The organism is Enterococcus sp. DIV0008 (assembly GCF_050542615.1).
GTDB classification, from domain to species: domain Bacteria; phylum Bacillota; class Bacilli; order Lactobacillales; family Enterococcaceae; genus Enterococcus_D; species Enterococcus_D innesii.
The window spans coordinates 2,839,159-2,856,031 of the sequence record NZ_CP172937.1 but is presented as its reverse complement, the minus strand read 5'-3'; the positions used below and the strand labels follow the sequence as shown (position 1 = coordinate 2,856,031).

General features: G+C 43.9%; 11 protein-coding genes. 9 read left to right on the top strand and 2 right to left on the bottom strand.

Features of this window, described 5'->3' with window-relative positions; all coding sequences use genetic code 11:
- Window positions 1–13 precede the first annotated feature (13 nt).
- Window positions 14–643 carry a DUF624 domain-containing protein gene (locus tag IGI84_RS13360; protein WP_430600445.1) on the bottom strand — a complete coding sequence of 210 codons (630 nt, stop codon included), beginning with the start codon at window positions 641–643 and terminating at the stop codon, window positions 14–16.
- 297 nt (window positions 644–940) lie between these two features.
- Between IGI84_RS13360 and IGI84_RS13355 the strand changes: the two genes are divergently transcribed.
- From IGI84_RS13355 to IGI84_RS13325, 7 genes are all read left to right on the top strand, one after another.
- Complete coding sequence (locus tag IGI84_RS13355; protein ID WP_220426483.1) at window positions 941–2,299, top strand: alpha-L-fucosidase; 1,359 nt, start codon at window positions 941–943, stop codon at window positions 2,297–2,299.
- 55 nt (window positions 2,300–2,354) lie between these two features.
- Window positions 2,355–3,308: an ABC transporter permease gene (locus tag IGI84_RS13350; RefSeq protein WP_008379472.1), complete on the top strand. Its 954-nt coding sequence runs from the start codon at window positions 2,355–2,357 to the stop codon at window positions 3,306–3,308.
- 15 nt (window positions 3,309–3,323) lie between these two features.
- Window positions 3,324–4,238, top strand: coding sequence for a carbohydrate ABC transporter permease (locus tag IGI84_RS13345; RefSeq protein ID WP_008379474.1), 915 nt, complete (start codon window positions 3,324–3,326; stop codon window positions 4,236–4,238).
- A 21-nt stretch (window positions 4,239–4,259) separates the two neighbouring features.
- Entirely contained in the window at window positions 4,260–5,912 is a 1,653-nt protein-coding gene (locus tag IGI84_RS13340) for an extracellular solute-binding protein (RefSeq protein WP_061053315.1), read from the top strand.
- Window positions 5,913–5,996: 84 nt separating this feature from the next.
- Window positions 5,997–9,047 carry an alpha-mannosidase gene (locus tag IGI84_RS13335; protein ID WP_430600444.1) on the top strand — a complete coding sequence of 1,017 codons (3,051 nt, stop codon included), beginning with the start codon at window positions 5,997–5,999 and terminating at the stop codon, window positions 9,045–9,047.
- Window positions 9,048–9,053: 6 nt separating this feature from the next.
- Window positions 9,054–11,309, top strand: a complete 2,256-nt coding sequence (locus IGI84_RS13330) for a glycoside hydrolase family 3 N-terminal domain-containing protein (protein ID WP_220426481.1) — start codon at window positions 9,054–9,056, stop codon at window positions 11,307–11,309.
- A complete protein-coding gene (locus IGI84_RS13325) occupies window positions 11,306–12,691 on the top strand; it encodes a glycoside hydrolase family 1 protein (protein WP_220426480.1) in 1,386 nt (461 codons plus the stop codon). Before IGI84_RS13330 ends, IGI84_RS13325 begins: the two co-directional genes overlap by 4 nt.
- A 69-nt stretch (window positions 12,692–12,760) precedes the next feature.
- On the opposite strand, the gene IGI84_RS13320 is transcribed toward IGI84_RS13325, so the two are convergent.
- A complete protein-coding gene (locus tag IGI84_RS13320; protein ID WP_430600441.1) occupies window positions 12,761–13,621 on the bottom strand; it encodes a MurR/RpiR family transcriptional regulator in 861 nt (286 codons plus the stop codon).
- Between the two features lie 216 nt (window positions 13,622–13,837).
- Here IGI84_RS13320 and rpsO point away from each other — a divergent pair, with 216 nt between their 5' ends.
- A complete protein-coding gene (gene rpsO / locus IGI84_RS13315) occupies window positions 13,838–14,107 on the top strand; it encodes a 30S ribosomal protein S15 (protein WP_005228072.1) in 270 nt (89 codons plus the stop codon).
- Between the two features lie 470 nt (window positions 14,108–14,577).
- Window positions 14,578–16,695 carry a polyribonucleotide nucleotidyltransferase gene (gene pnp, locus IGI84_RS13310; RefSeq protein WP_077452226.1) on the top strand — a complete coding sequence of 706 codons (2,118 nt, stop codon included), beginning with the start codon at window positions 14,578–14,580 and terminating at the stop codon, window positions 16,693–16,695.
- The last annotated feature ends 178 nt before the right edge of the window (window positions 16,696–16,873 follow it).

The following is a 16,873-nucleotide window of genomic DNA, read 5'->3' as shown; positions in this document are numbered from 1 at the left end:
CGAACGCCCCTTCTTAAGTTTCTTTTATCAGCAATGATTCTGAACGTTGGATCGCTTGAAAAGAGAACCAACTATTGGGAAAAAGGAAAAAAGGAACAAAGCCGATGACTAATAAAATCGGTAAAAAAGTCAAAATGATTGTAGTTACTAAGATTCCCAAAATCATCGCAATCGTTTGGGGAACACTGATAACCATCAGTATTACTGCTTGCTTAAAATAGTGAAGAAGGGGCAAGTCATAACGCAAATACACTGGCAGCAGATACAAGCTGATCAAAAGGGCACTGATAAACAACAGCAGCAAAAAAAAGTGAAGCAAGCTATTTTGGATAAAGGTACTAGAGATGCGCAATTCTAGCCATAAGAAAAGCAGCAAACCCACTTGCATGGCTCCTAATTGATTGGCGCGACGGAAATTTTTTTTCACGACAGTTCTGAACCAAGGCTTCAAAGCCGCTGGTCGTCCCTTTTTTTGGAAACTGTCGAAAAAAGCTTGGATGATCGTAGCGGTGGCAGGAAAATTCCCTAAAAATATCCCGTATCGCAAAACCCAATAGAACCAAAGAAACTGCAATTTTAGGCAATGGAGGAGCCATTCACCGACTTGATAGGAAACATGATAAAGACCATTGGATTGTTTCATAAGATCCTCACTTTCTTACGGATAACCATATTGTATCCGCTTTAATTGTTGCCCTTATCGTACCATTGATCCATGGATAGTGGGCATGGATGAAAAAAAACACACATCCCATACAGGAAAAACACAGCAAATATGTTTGACCCGCTTTATTTCTCCTAACGTTTTTATGGAAGGAAGCTTTCTTCATTACAAATTTTGCAAACGCTCTTGCTTGGTTTAACACAGTGAAAAAAGTTACATATTGTTAGATGGACTTTTTTTCGCTTACATTTAGAACAAAGAAAGGAGTGCAAATGCATGACAAAAATTCGCGGCGATATTGAAGAAGCCAAGGAGAGAGAGCAAGCAGCGTGGGTCCCAGAAACAGAAATGCTCAAGCAGCGTCTGGAATGGTTTCAAGACTTGAAATTCGGAGTGATCTTCCATTATGGGCTGTATGCCGAAGCGGGGATCGTTGAATCATGGCAATTATCTGAAAAAGATGAATGGGCTAGAGAAAACCAGCCCTATCGAGAAACTATCGAAGCACTACGTTTGGATTATTGGCAGTTGATCAATCAATTTGAGCCGAAGAAGCTGGATACCCGCAAATGGGCCAAGATCTGTAAGGATGCAGGATTTAAGTACTGTTTGTTCACGACAAAGCATCATGACGGGTTTTCGATGTTTAATACTATGGAATCAGAGTTTAAAATCGGTGGGAAATTAAGTCCCTTTAAACGCGATATATTGCAAGAAGTGTTTACGGCATTTCGAGAAGTAGGGATTGCAACAGGAGCCTACTATTCTAAAGCTGACTGGTATTCTCCTTTTTACTGGTTGGATGATGATACGGTCAAAGGCCGTCATGCCAGCTACGACACCCACCTTCATCCAGAAATTTGGGCGCGCTATGTGTCGTTTGTGCATCGCCAGATTGCAGAGATTACTTCCAATTACGGAACAGTCGATTTTCTTTGGTTAGATGCCGGTTGGTGCGGACAAGGCAAAGAAGACCTACAAATGGATCGTTTAGCTGAGATTGCGCGTGAGAAACAGCCGGAATTGATCATCGTTGATCGGATGATGGGTGGCCGTCATGAAAATTATGTGACACCGGAACGCAAAATTCCTGCATTAGCAGAAATTCCTAAAAAAGTTTGGGAAAGCAATATCCCGATTGGGAATGATTGGGGCTATGTGCCGAATGATACTTTTAAGAGCAGCCAAGAACTGCTGGAAACCTTGATTGATGTAGTCAGTAAAGGGGGAAATTTGATTTTAGGTGTTGGCCCAACACCTGAGGGCGAATTTACATTCGAAGAGACCCAACGCTTAGAAGAAATCGGCCATTGGTTGGCGCTATATGGTGAAGGCATCTATGAAACGCGGGCGAGACCAACAGCTTGGCCAAATGAATGGCATTTGACCTATCAAAAAGACGGCAAGGCTCATTTTGCATTTCGCAGTATCGCGGCAGTGGTTTGCGAACAGATTCCTTTAACAGAGATCGGCGCAACTGAAGAAGACGAGCTAATTGATCTAGCCACTAAAAAAGCGTTACCAGTCTATAAAAATGCTGATGAACCGTATCTCTTATGGTCGGATATCAGCCACCCGAACGTTGGGGCAGTTGGGATTCGCGTTTCGACACATAGGGAAAAAAATACACATTGATTTGAAAGCGAATACAATTCATGATAAGGCTAACACCAAGCAAGGAGGAGGAAGAATGGAAACAGCGCCAATCAGACAAACCGTTTCAGTACCTAAAACAAAGAAACAAGATATAAAAATGAAGATCAAGAAAAATCGGCAATTGTACTTGTTTGTGTTGCCAGCGTTTTTGATTATTTTGATTTTCTCTTATGGACCGATGTATGGAATCATTATTGCATTCAAGGATTATATGCCATCATTAGGGATTTTGGGCAGTCCTTGGGTTGGATTTAAACATTTTCAACGTTTCTTCGATTCCTATTATTTTTGGGAACTCATCAAAAATACTTTAGGAATCAGTATCTATTCATTGGTTGTCGGTTTTCCGCTGCCGATCATCTTGGCATTGGCTTTGAATGAGATCAAAGACGGCCCGTTTAAAAAAATTACCCAAACAGTCACTTATGCCCCAAACTTTATTGCTGTGGTGGTCATGGTTGGTATGGTCATTGCTTTCTTATCTCCCTCAACAGGGATCATCAATCACCTATTAGAATTTTTGGGTTTCGAGCGGATCAGCTTTATGACCAATCCCCGTTGGTTTAAAACGATTTATGTCCTGTCGGGGGTTTGGCAAGGAACGGGATGGGGGTCGGTGATTTATCTGGCAGCTCTATCTGGAGTCGATACGCAACTGCACGAAGCGGCAACGATTGATGGCGCGTCTCGTCTGCAACGCGTTTGGTATATCAATATTCCAACGATCATGCCCACGATGGTGATCTTATTGATCATGAGCTTCGGCAGCTTGATGTCAGTTGGGTTTGAAAAAATCATCTTGATGCAGAATCCTTTGAATATGCAATCCTCGAATGTGATTGCGACCTTTGTTTACCAGCAAGGGCTGTTAGATGCGCAGTACAGTTTTGCTGCGGCAGTCGGCCTATTCAACTCATTGATCAATTCAGTCTTGTTGATCGTAGTCAATCATATCGCCAAACGTTTAAGCAACTCTAGTCTATTGTAGGAGGGAGGACCAAAAGTGAAAACAACTTCTTTAATAAAAGATACCCGTGCTGATAAAATCTTTTTGATCTTTGTTTATGTGTTTTTAGCAATTTCATTGCTGATCGTTTTGTATCCGCTGATCTATATCGTCAGCGCTTCGATCTCAAATCCGCATCTGGTAAACTCAGGTGAAATGTGGCTTTTACCAAAAGGAATCACCTTCGAAGGCTATCGAACATTATTGGGCAACAGCAGTATCTGGCGTGGCTATTTGAACACGATCTACTATACAGTGTTAGGAACATCGATCAATCTATTGGTAACTTTGCCTTGTGCCTATGCGTTATCGCGAGAGGATTTTTATGGGCGACGGGCCTTCACCAATTTTATGCTGGTCACCATGTTCCTGTCTGGTGGCTTGATTCCCAGCTATTTGCTGATTCGCAGCTTAGGCATGCTGAATACCGTTTGGGCATTGGTGATTCCAGGGGCCGTCTCAGTTTACAATGTGGTTGTTACACGAACGTTTTTTCAATCCACAATTCCGCGAGAGATGGAAGAAGCAGCGATTGTGGATGGTTGTTCCGATTTTCGGCTATTCATGCAGATCGTTTTACCATTATCAACGCCGATCATTGCGGTAATGGCTTTGTTCTATGGCGTCGGACATTGGAACAGCTTCTTTAACGCATTGATCTATCTTTCTGATCGATCGATGTACCCGCTGCAGATGATTTTAAGAGAAATTTTGATTCTTCAAGATATGTCTTCAAATACCGTCAGCAATGTGACTTCAGAAATGGCGAACATGCTATACAGCAAACAGCAACTCGCTCAAGTCATCAAGTACGGTGTCATGATCGTTTCTTCGTTACCGGTAATCATCGTCTATCCGTTCTTACAAAAGTATTTTGTCAAGGGCATGATGGTCGGTTCAATTAAAGGATAAAAAAATCAAAGGAGGAAGAAAATGGGATTAAAAAAGAAACTTTTAGGAATGGCGGGTGTCGCTTTATGCAGTACCCTCGTCTTGGGTGCCTGCGGCAATTCTTCAGATGAGGGAACTGGAGAAAAGAAAGAGGTTGCTATCAATCATGACAGCCAATTTCCAATCATCAAAGAAGGCGAAGAGCTGACCTTGAATATCATGGCACCAGGTGTGGGAATGGCCGAGTGGGAAGACATGCCGACGCTACAGGATTACCAAGAAAAAACCGGTATCAAACTGACTTATACGACACCGCCATCGGCTGACTTTAGTACGAAACTGAACTTAGCCTTTGCTTCCGGCGACTTGCCGGATATCGTTTACGGTGCTGGTTCGCAAGCACTGACTGCTTCGATGGAGATCGATTACGGTTCACAAGGGATTTTACTTCCCTTAGAGGAGTATATCACGCCAGAAATCATGCCAAATCTTTATGCACTGACGCAAGAAGATCCTTCTATTTTAAAATCGATCACCACGCCAGATGGGCACATTTACTCCTTACCGATGATCTCGCGGAATGCGACTTCAATCTGGTGGCAAGGCCCGATGTGGTACAACGGCACGTGGCTAGATAATTTAGGGGTATCAGAACTGCCGAAAACCACAGAGGAACTGCAAGAATTGTTGACGCGTTTCAAAGACGAAGATCCTAACGGAAATGGTCAAGCAGACGAGATTCCATTGACGGATGTCGATATGAACTCGACACGTGTTTGGTTGATGGCCGCCTTTGGCTTACGGACTCGCGGGATTCAAGTGGACGATGATGTGGTCTCCTACACACCGACATCAGAAAACTACAAAGCATTCTTGGAATACATGAATACACTGTACGATGAAGGATTACTAGATAAAGAAGTTTATGGACAGTCCGATGAGCAGAAAAAAGCGAAGGGTGAAAACAATCAACTAGGGCTTTTTGCCGACTATTTCAGCTTCTTTACTACTGGCCGCAGTGAGGCAGAGGCAATGAACGATCCAATGTTCCAACCGTTGACCTCTGAATGGGCACCAGAAGCCAAGATTCCTGGCAGTCCACGAATCTCCCGGGGAACTTTTGCATTGACCAATGTCAATCCTTCCCCAGAAGCTTCCATGCGTTGGGTGGATTACTTCTATTCGGAAGAAGGCACAAAATATATTGAACAAGGGCCAGAAGGTGTTCTTTGGGAGTACCAAGAAAATGCGGATGGCGAAAAAGTCCGGGTTTATGTGGATGGCATTGATACAGACAACACGGAAGACGAACGCGGCAAAATCACGCCGGCGTATGGATTGACTACACCAAACATTGTCATTGATACAACAGGTGAATACCATATCCGCAAAACGGCTGATGAAGAACCAGATACTCGTTTTAGTGATTGGGTTGCACAAGAAACGGCAGAAAAGATGGAAGATATCGCTGAAGTACCATTCCCGCTACTGTATTTAACGATTGAAGAAAATGACAAAGTAGCAGCCACTGCCACTGATTTGACAACTTATGTAGAACAAATGGAAGCGAAGTTTATCACAGGTGTCGAGCCATTAGACAATTGGGACGATTATGTGAAAACGATCGAAGCAATGGGCATTGACGAATATGTCGAAGTCTATCAAACGGCCTATGACCGCTGGAAAGCAAACTAATATCATACGATAAGGGAAACGGGTCGAGACAATCAATCTCCACCCGTTTTTTTTCAAAAAATAGATAGAGGAGTCAAAAGAAAAATGAGAGTTATGCAGCCTTACGAGTTTGAACGCATCCGAAAAATTTTCTACAAATTAAAACAGTACCGTGTACGCTACCAACAGCCAATAGACCTGCTTTTTTTAAAGCAAGAGGATTGGGTACCGTATGAACAAGGGAGTTATTTCGGAGAAAAAAACACCTATTATCAGTTGAAAGGCAGCTTTCAAGTTCCCGCTGACTGGGTAGGGAATCCTTGTGTCGTCTTACAAGTCTATTCAAGTCTCTCAGAGTGGGACAACACCACCAATCCCCAAATCAAAATTTATTTGGACGATACCTATGTCCAAGCTATCGATGTCAATCATCGAGAGGTCACTTTGACTGAAGGATATCAACAAAAAGCAGTCAAACTGAAGATTGATCTGTTCTCGGGCCGTTCCGATAAACCATTCCCACTGCATATCAACTTATTGGCATTGGATCCTGTCGTCAATGAACTCTGGTTTGATTTTTATACGCTGTTTGATAGTTGGCGTGCCATTCGTGCGTTTGGCGGTGACGAAGCATTTTATCAACAAGTCCTTGGTCAAGTCGCCAATGTCTTGGATTTTCGTACGCCCTACTCAGCGGCATTCTATGAAAGTCTCGCAAAAGCAAAGCAGCTGCTTGCGTCATGTTACTTACCAGCGCATACACCAAAACAAAAAGTGACGGCTGTCGGCCATACCCACATCGATCTGGCGTGGCTTTGGACGGCACAGCAAGCAATTGAAAAAGGTGAGCGCAGTTTCCAGACGGTCTTGAAATTGATGGAGGAGTATCCAGATTACACGTTTTTTCAAAGCCAACCACAACTGTATCTCTCCATGAAAACACATTATCCTGAACTTTACGCTGCAATCAAAGAAAAAGTTCGAGAAGGAAGATGGGAAGTTGACGGGGCGATGTGGGTGGAAGCCGATTGCAATTTGACTTCAGGGGAATCGCTGGTTCGTCAGATCCTTTATGGCAAACGGTTTATGAAAGAGGAATTTCAAGTCGATAGCCGCATCTTATGGCTACCGGATGTCTTTGGTTATTCAGCCGCCTTGCCGCAAATTTTACGCAAAACAAATACGCCCTACTTTATGACGACGAAGCTGTCATGGAACCAGTTCAATCAAATTCCTTATGATTCCTTCTATTGGCAAGGAATTGATGGCAGCCGCGTTTTGACGCATTTTATTACCACCATCAGTGAAGGATACAGTCCAAGAGATTATTATACGACGTATAATGGATTGCTAGATCCGTATACGATTAAGGGGAGTTTTGAACGTTATCAGCAAAAAGATCAGCACGACGAAATTTTGATTGCCTATGGGTACGGTGACGGTGGCGGAGGCCCGACGAAAGAGATGCTAGAAGTCCAGAAACGGCTGCAAAAGACACTGCCAGATATGCCGACGATTACTGGCAATCATGTGGGGGGCTTTTTTGATCGACTGGCAGATTCTTTTGTGGAAGAACCTGGCCCGGTCTGGTACGGCGAATTGTACTTTGAATACCATCGTGGAACACTGACTTCGATTGGTAAAAACAAGAAGGCCAATCGCCAAGGAGAATTTTTCTTACAGACGATTGAAAAACTTTATAGTATTTGTGCAATCAATCGTTATCCGCAAGCTGAATTAGAACAACTTTGGAAACAGCTGCTATTTAATCAATTCCATGACATTCTGCCGGGAAGCTCGATCAAAGAAGTTTATGATCAGACGGATCAAGAGTATCAACAGCTCTTTGATAAAGGCTGCAAGCTGATCGAAGCTTTGATTCCAGCGGCGCAAGCAGCCGAAGCTACGTCATGGCATGTCTTTAATCCGCTGGGACAAGAGCGGACGGGTCTGGTCTATTTAGACGATCAGACAGGGATCAAAGAAGCTTACCTGACTCAGCGGACCCATGATGACCGGCTCTTAGTCAAAATTCCCGCTATGGCTGGGTTGAGCAGCAAAACATTGACTCCTGTCTCAGCTGTGCCTCAATCAAAGCAAGTGGCAATGCGGCTGGAGGAATCGTTTGAAACGGTTGATTTTAAAGTGATTTTTGACGAACACTTTGACATCATCTCTTTATTTGACAAACGGCAGCAGCGAGAAATCGTGCCAAAAGGCGAGCGGTTGAATCAGTTAGTGGCTTACGAAGATCTGCCAATGGATTATGATGCGTGGGACATTGATATTTATTACCAGAAGAAGCCTTATCCTGTGAAGCAAGTTCTCTCAGCTGAGGTTGTTGAGCAAGGGGAGATTCGCGATACCTTGAAGATCAAACGTCAGTTTGAAGATTCTTTTATTACGCAATGGCTGCATTTTTACCATGGCACCGGAAGAATCGATTTTGAAACAACGGTTGATTGGCACCAGCATCAACTGCTGTTAAAGGCATTGCTGCCGATTGATGTTAACACATTGGAAGCAACGTTTGATATTCAATTCGGGCAGGTAAAACGGCCTGTGCATCAAAACACGACATGGGACCAAGCGCGTTTTGAGAGCTGTGGACAAAAATGGGTAGATCTCTCAGAAGGGAATTATGGGGTTAGTATTTTGACGGATTCGAAATATGGGTTCAATACGGATTATCAAAAAATCGGGCTTTCTTTGATTAAATCGCCGATCGATCCGTATCCTGAAGCGGATCAAGGCCTTCATGAGTTTACCTATTCCTTGTACGCCCACGAAGGAACTTGGCAAGACGCGCAAACGATGGAAGAAGCATTGGCATTAAATGTTCCCGTTCTGACGGTTCCAAGGGTGTCACAACTATCAGGGGATGCTTTTCTAGCAGTCGACCAAAAGAATGTCTTACTGGATACGGTGAAAAAAGCCGAAGATGAAGAGGCACTGATCGTGCGGTTGTATGAATATCACAATCAAACCACCGCCTGTCAAATGCGCTGCCAGAAAAGAATCAAAAAAGCGGTTTTGACGAATCTTTTGGAAGAAACCGTCGCTGAACTGCCGGTCGAGCCGCTGGATGCCCAAAGCATCACAATCCATTTCCAGCCTTTTGAGATCCAGACCATCATGCTTTATTTAGAAGACTAAATAGAAATGGAGAAGCATATGATTGAGACACTTTTACGGCAAATGACATTGAAAGAAAAAATCGGCCAGCTGAATCAGCGTCTGTATGGTTGGGAAGTTTACGAAAAAAACAATGGAAAAATTATTTTAACTGAAACCTTTAAAAAAGAAGTAGCTCGTTTTGACAGTCTTGGCTGGATCTACGGCGTCTTTCGGGCTGATCCTTGGTCAGGTAGAAATCAGCAAACCGGCCTGACGACCACGGAGTCCTATGAGCTATCCCTTATGATTCAAACTTATTTGCAGGAGCACACTCGGCTGGGGATTCCGGCCCTTCTCAGTGAAGAGTGTCCTCACGGTCACCAAGGTTTGGAAGCGACGACGTTTCCGGTCAATTTTAGTGTTGGTTCTAGTTGGAATCCAGAGCTGTATCAAGCGGCCCAAACCATCACTGCTCAAGAGATTCGGGCAAAAGGGGCCCATGTCGGCTTGGTTTCCGCATTGGACATTGCTAGAGATCCTCGTTGGGGGCGAACAGAAGAATGTTTCAGTGAAGATCCGTTTTTGACCAGTAGCTTTACCAAAGCAGCCGTCAGAGGGTTACAAGGATCAAAAGCAACGATTGAAAAACAGAACGTTTTAGCAGTGTTAAAGCACTTTGCTGCCCAAGGTGCAGGAATGGGGGGACACAATGCAGGGCCAGTCGCAATCGGTGATCGGGAATTCCGCGAGATCCATCTGCCACCAATGAAAGCAGGGATTGCTGCCGGAGCTTTGGGGTGTATGGCTGCATACAATGATCTAGATGGTGTTCCTTGCCATGCTAATGCTTATTTGTTACAAGAGGTTTTACGAGAAGAAAGTGGCTTTACGGGAATTGTGATGGCCGATGGGTGCGGGCTGGATCGGATTGCTGACTGGCTGGGGAGCCGCCCGCAAGCGGCCGCCAAATCCTTGACCAGCGGTGTGGATGTTAGTTTATGGGATGAAGTTTTCCCAGTGTTAGAAGAAGCTGTCCTTGAGGGGCTGATTGCGGAAACGGCGATCGATGATGCAGTCCGCCGTGTGCTTCTTTTGAAAGAAAAACTTGGCTTGTTTAAAGAAGCAACGCCCCATGTTTCATTGCCCCGTAAAGAAAAGGCGCAACAAGTTGCCTTGAAATTGGCGGAGGAATCGATTGTTTTACTAGAGAACAATGGCATTTTGCCTTTGAAGAAAACGCGACAAAAGATTGCCGTCATCGGTCCTCACGTTAAACAGCTCTATCATCAGCTGGGGGATTATACGCCATTCAAGGAAGAAACAACATGTACGACCCTTTGGGAAGGTTTGACCAGTTTAAGTACGCATCAAGCTGACTTCTTCTACGAGAAAGGCTGCGAAATCTCTAGTGGCACACTGGCTCAACGAAGGCAAGCCTGTCAAATTGCAGAAACAGCGGATGTCATCTTAGTGACGATCGGCGGCTCCAGTGCCCGTGATTTCACAACGGATTTTGACAAAAACGGTGCCGCCTTAAGGGGATCTCAGGAAATGACCAGTGGAGAAAACATCGACTTGGCTACCCTCGATTTGCCGCAATGCCAGTTGGATTTACTGTTTGCGTTGAAGAAGAGTAAAAAGCCGCTGATTGGGATCGTGATTTCCGGTCGACCACATTGCTTAGCACCTTTGCAAGACTTGTTCGATGGGTTGCTTTACGCTGGCTATCCCGGACAATATGGAGGAGAAGCGATTGCTCGGATCCTTTTTGGTGAAACGGTACCTAGTGGAAAATTAGCAGTTTCTATTCCTGATACGGTTGGACAGTTGCCTGTCTGTTATAATTATCGCAACACAGCGTTTCAAAAAGACTACCTCGATCAAAAAGGCGCACCAGTATATTCTTTTGGTTATGGGCTTAGTTATGCTTCTTTTATTTGCAACTCGGTTTCGGCTGAATATGCAGGAGAAGGCATTATCGTCAGTGGCACACTTGAAAATCATTCTACTGTGTCTGGTAAAGAAGTGATCCAATGCTATCTAAAAGAGTATACAAAAGCATATGTGCCGAGGAAAAAAGTCTTATGCGGCTTTCAAAAAGTATGGGTGCCTAGTCAAGGACAAGCAACTTTTCAACTCGTAATCGGTGAAGTATCATTGCAGCAGCTGGCAATTTCTCTGGAAGAAACAACATCATTTTGTTTAGAAATCGAGGCAGCTGCGCAGCGGTATCAGTTTGCATTTCAACGATCCAACCCTGACCGCACGTGGCAGGTAATTCAGAAAGGAGCAAAAGAATGATTCAATTTCCAAAAAACTTTTTATGGGGAGCGGCCGCGTCAGCACCGCAAACCGAGGGGGCCGCGGCGGTTGACGGCAAAAGTCCCTCTACATGGGACAAATGGTTTGAGTTGGAGCCGTCACGCTTTTACGATGGTGTCGGACCAAGCGACACCTCAAATACCTACTATCAATACCGGGAAGACGTAGCAAACATGAAGGCCATGAACTTGAATTCCTATCGGACATCGATTGCATGGACCCGCTTATTACCAGATGGAAAAACATTGAATCAAACAGCAGTCCGGTTTTATCGGGCATATTTTCAGGAAATGCTGGATCAAGGCATCGAACCGATCATTAATTTGTTTCATTTTGACATGCCTTGGTGGCTGATGGAAAAAGGAGGCTGGGAGGCGCGGGAATCCGTGGACCATTTTGCATTTTATGCAAAAACTGCTTTTGAACAATTCGGCGATCTAGTGAAAAAATGGGCGACCTTTAATGAACCGTTGGTGCATATTGAATGTGGGTATTATGGAGATGCTCATTGGCCGCAAGTGCGTGATTTCAAGCGGGCGATCCAAGTGGGTTATCATACTTTGCTAGCTCATGCGAAGGCGGTTGCTGAGTTTCGTAAACTCGCACTTCCTGATGGAGAAATCTGTATCATCTTAAATTTGTCACCTGTTTATCCAAGAAGCCAAGAAGCGGTTGATCGAGAAGCCGCTGAATGGGCAGATCTCTTGTATATTCGCAGTTTTTTGGACTGTGTCGTTTATGGACAATTTCCTGAAAAGCTAACGAGCTTATTCAAGGAGCATCACTTGTCCCCTGAATATGAAGCAACAGATGCGGAAATTTTTCGTGAAAATACCGTAGATTTTATTGGTTGCAATTATTATCAACCGTTGCGGATCCAAGCACCACTTCCGCAGAAGGCAGCATCCGGTCCCTTTGAGCCGCGTCAGTTATTTCGTGGGTACGATTGGCCAGAGAAAAAAATCAATCCTCATCGCGGCTGGGAAATCTATCCAGAAGGGATTTACGATATTGCGATGCGTCTAAAGAACGATTATCAATTCATGCCATGGTTTGTTTCCGAAAATGGCATGGGGGTATCTGAGGAAGAACGATTCATGGACGCCACGGGGCAGGTCAATGATACGTATCGGATCGCCTTTGTTGAAGACCATTTGCGTCAGCTGCATCATGCAATCGAAGATGGGTCACCTTGTTTCGGCTACCATATGTGGACCTTTATGGATTGCTGGAGCTGGTTGAACGCATATAAAAACCGTTATGGGTTTTATCGAGTGGATTTGAAAAATGACTTCAAGCGTTATCCCAAAGCGTCCAGTTTTTGGTTGGCAGAAGTAGCTGCCAAGAATGCCCTTGATTGATCAAAGTGTCCTTAGAAGAAAAAATACCGCAGGAAAACTTTCCTGCGGACTTCTTTGGCTATGAGTATTTTATAAATACTTCTCACGAAAATAGGCAATGGCTTGGCGTGAGGCATAGATATTGCGTGCCAGCTTTTCATTCTTACTTAAAAAGACATAGAAAAGGACATCGACCGCCAATAGGTGGGCGATAATCGAATTCGTAGCAGCACTACGTTGGTTGGCTTCTTTGGAACGGGACACTTGCAGGGGAACATCCGCCAACTTTGTTAACGGATTACTGCCAAATCGGGTGAGTGACAGAATCGGGACGCCAAGATTTTTAACGATTTCTGCTAAGTGAACCATCTCAGGCGTGTGTCCACTGTTGGAAATGACCCAGAGGAGACTTTTTTTCTCGTTTTTGACGAGTTGCGGCAACAAGAGATTGTAGTCATTTTCAAACACGACGATCTTGCCTAAACGGGTCCATTTTTGTTGGATATCTTGTGCGATCAATGAGGAAGCGCCGATCCCGCAGACAAAGATGCGCTCACGAGTCGCGATCAGTTCAGCGGCAGCCAACATCAGCTGTTCTTCTAACAATTGGGCCGTCTCATTCATAGTCACCTGTGCATTGTGGCTTAATTTAGATGTGATGGCATGAAAGGGCTCATTTAATTCAACATCGGCATAGCCCAAGTGTTCATTGGCATTTTGGCGCAAGCCGGATTCCGCAGATAATTGTATTTTTAAATCTGTCAAACTAGCAAAGCCGGTTTTTTTCGCAAAGCGTACGACAGTCGGCGCACTGATCCCAGTGGCTTCTGCTAATTGACTCGCAGTCATCGACGGCACTTTTTCAGGATTGGCCTCCATGAATGCGAAGAGTTTCTTCTCAGAAAGCGATAATTCATTTTTCATGCTCTCGATTCGGGAAAGAACGCTCATCCTTACACTTCCTTTAGATAGAATAGTATCCTAAGTATAACATAAGTTTTGGAGGAGCTTTCAAAAGAAACGAAAAGAATAGGTAGATAAACTTGCTTTTTTACTTAGAATCAAGTAAAGTAATTACGTGTGAAAAGCACAGTACCTGTTACTTGGTTTAACGAATCACCAACGTTTTACTCAGTCGCAGGGGAAAAAGAAAAAGAGGTGAAAAACATGGCAATTTCAAAAGAACGCAAAAACGAAATCATCAACAAATTTGCACGTCATGAAGGAGATACTGGTTCTCCAGAAGTTCAAATCGCTGTTTTAACAGAAGAAATCAACCATTTGAACGAACATGCACGTATGCACAAAAAAGACCACCATTCATACCGTGGGTTGATGAAAAAAGTTGGACATCGTCGTAACTTATTAGCTTACCTACGTCAAAAAGACGTACAACGTTACCGCGAATTAATCCAAGCTTTAGGATTACGTCGTTAATCAAACAAAGAAAAGTGAGGTTCAACCCGAATCTCACTTTTTTGCTATGAATCACTGCGACTGGGCGGCGCAAGCCGCTCAGAGCAGATGATGAATAGTACTAGGCGAGAGCAGCGAGCGTAGTGACCAAGCAGCGGAATCACTGCGACTGAGCGGCGCAAGCCGCACAGAGCAGATGATGAAACCTACTAGGCGAGAGCAGCGAGCGTAGTGACCAAGCAGCGGAATCACTGCGATTGCATTGTCGGCTAAAACAGCTGATGCAGTCTGACAGGTGATCTCGAGCCATCTAAAAAGTGAAACACCGAAAGAGCGGCCTTTTGACTGGTGAATCAAAAAGCGTAGCTAAAAAGAATTTTGGGTCCTTGTAAGCAGCATCCTACTAACCAAATGAAAGCAGCGGAACGACATTCCGATTTTTTCATTTGTTTAGTAGTGACTTGCTGGGATCCGATGAAAAGGAGCAGAACATGACAGAAAAACAAGTATTCAAAACAACTTGGGGCGGCCGCCCATTAGAAGTAGAAGTTGGCCAATTAGCCAAACAAGCAAACGGAGCTGTATTGGTTCGTTATGGCGATACGGTTGTCCTAAGTGCAGCGGTTGCATCTAAGGAAGCAAAAGATACCGACTTTTTCCCATTAACAATCAATTACGAAGAAAAAATGTATGCCGTAGGGAAAGTACCTGGTGGCTTTATCAAACGTGAAGGACGCCCAAGTACGGAAGCAACCTTGACCGCCCGCTTGATTGACCGTCCGATCCGTCCAATGTTTGCGGAAGGTTTCCGTAACGAAGTACAAGTAACAAACATCGTAATGAGTGTTGAACAAGATTGTACGCCAGCAATGGCGGCAATGTTAGGTTCTTCTTTAGCATTGTCTATTTCAGATATCCCGTTTGACGGACCGATCGCTGGTGTTGATGTTGGTCGGGTCAATGGCGAGTATGTCTTGAATCCAACAGTAGAACAAGCAGAACAAACTGATATCGAATTGACAGTAGCTGGAACGAAAAAAGCTATCAACATGGTTGAATCAGGAGCGAAGGAAGTTTCTGAAGAAGACATGTTAGGTGCGTTATTATTCGGTTTTGATGCTATCAAAGAATTGGTTGCCTTCCAAGAAGAAGTTGTCGCAGCTGTGGGCAAACCAAAAATGGAAGTCAAATTGTTACAAGTAGATGCTGACTTGAAAAAAGAAATCTTCGACGGCTACTACCAAACAATGAAAACTGCTGTTATGACTGAAGAAAAATTGGCTCGTGAAGACGAGATCGATAAAGTCAAAGACACAGTGAAAGAAGTGTATGCAGAAAAATTTGCTGGACATGAAGAGGAAGCACAATTCTTGAAAGAAGTGAAACAAATCGCGGAAGATCTTGAAAAAGATGTGGTTCGCGAATTGATCACCATCGACAAGATTCGTCCGGATGGCCGTCAATTAGACGAAATCCGTCCATTGGCATCAGAAGTTGGCTTATTGCCACGTGTTCATGGTTCTGGTCTATTTACTCGGGGACAAACCCAAGCATTGTCTGCTTGTACATTAGCACCTTTAGGCGAACACCAAATCATTGATGGATTAGGGGTTGAAGAATCAAAACGGTTCATCCACCATTACAACTTCCCTCAATTTTCTGTTGGTTCGACTGGTCGTGCCGGCTCACCAGGACGTCGTGAAATCGGTCATGGTGCATTAGGCGAACGTGCCTTAGCACAAGTGATTCCTGATGAAACAGACTTCCCTTACACAATCCGTCTCGTTGCAGAAGTATTAGAATCAAATGGTTCTTCTTCTCAAGCAAGTATTTGTGCTGGAACTTTAGCATTGATGGATGCAGGGGTACCAATCAAAGCACCAGTTGCAGGTATCGCAATGGGACTTGTATCTGATGGTGAAAACTACACGATCTTAACTGATATTCAAGGCTTAGAAGATCACCTTGGCGATATGGACTTTAAAGTTGCTGGAACCAAAGATGGGATCACTGCGTTACAAATGGATATCAAGATTCAAGGAATCACTGAACAAATCTTGACAGAAGCATTAGATCAAGCGAAAAAAGCACGGATGGAAATCTTAAATGAATTGACATCAACATTGGCTGCTCCTCGTGAAGAGTTAAGCCAATACGCACCGAAGATCGAAATGATCCAAATCGATCCTGCGAAGATCAAAGATGTAATCGGTAAAGGCGGCGACACCATCAATGGCATCATTGATGAAACTGGCGTGAAAATCGATATTGATCAAGACGGAAAAGTTTCGATTGCTTCTGCTGATGCAGAAATGATCCAAAAAGCTATCAAGATCATTGAAGAATTGACGAAAGAAGTAAAAGTTGGCGAAGTGTACCTTGGGAAAGTTGTCCGTGTTGAAAAATTCGGTGCGTTTGTCAACTTGATCAAAGGCAAAGACGGCTTAGTTCACATTTCACAACTTGCGAACGAACGGGTCAACAAAGTAGAAGACGTTGTCAAAGAAGGCGACGAAATCTTAGTGAAGGTCACAGAAATCGACAAACAAGGCCGTGTGAACCTTTCAAGAAAAGCACTATTGAACGAAGATAAAGCAGAACAAAAATAAGCTGCTACTTCTAAATTATCGCATTGAAAAGCAAAGTCTAGGAAACTAGACTTTGCTTTTTTTTGTCTAAGTAGCAGCTCTTCAAAAGGGTCTTACTTGACAGGAGTTATTTTTTGCTTTAGTGCGAAAAATAAGAGATAATTCAGAATATTGTCTTTGCCATGCAAGCAATAATTCT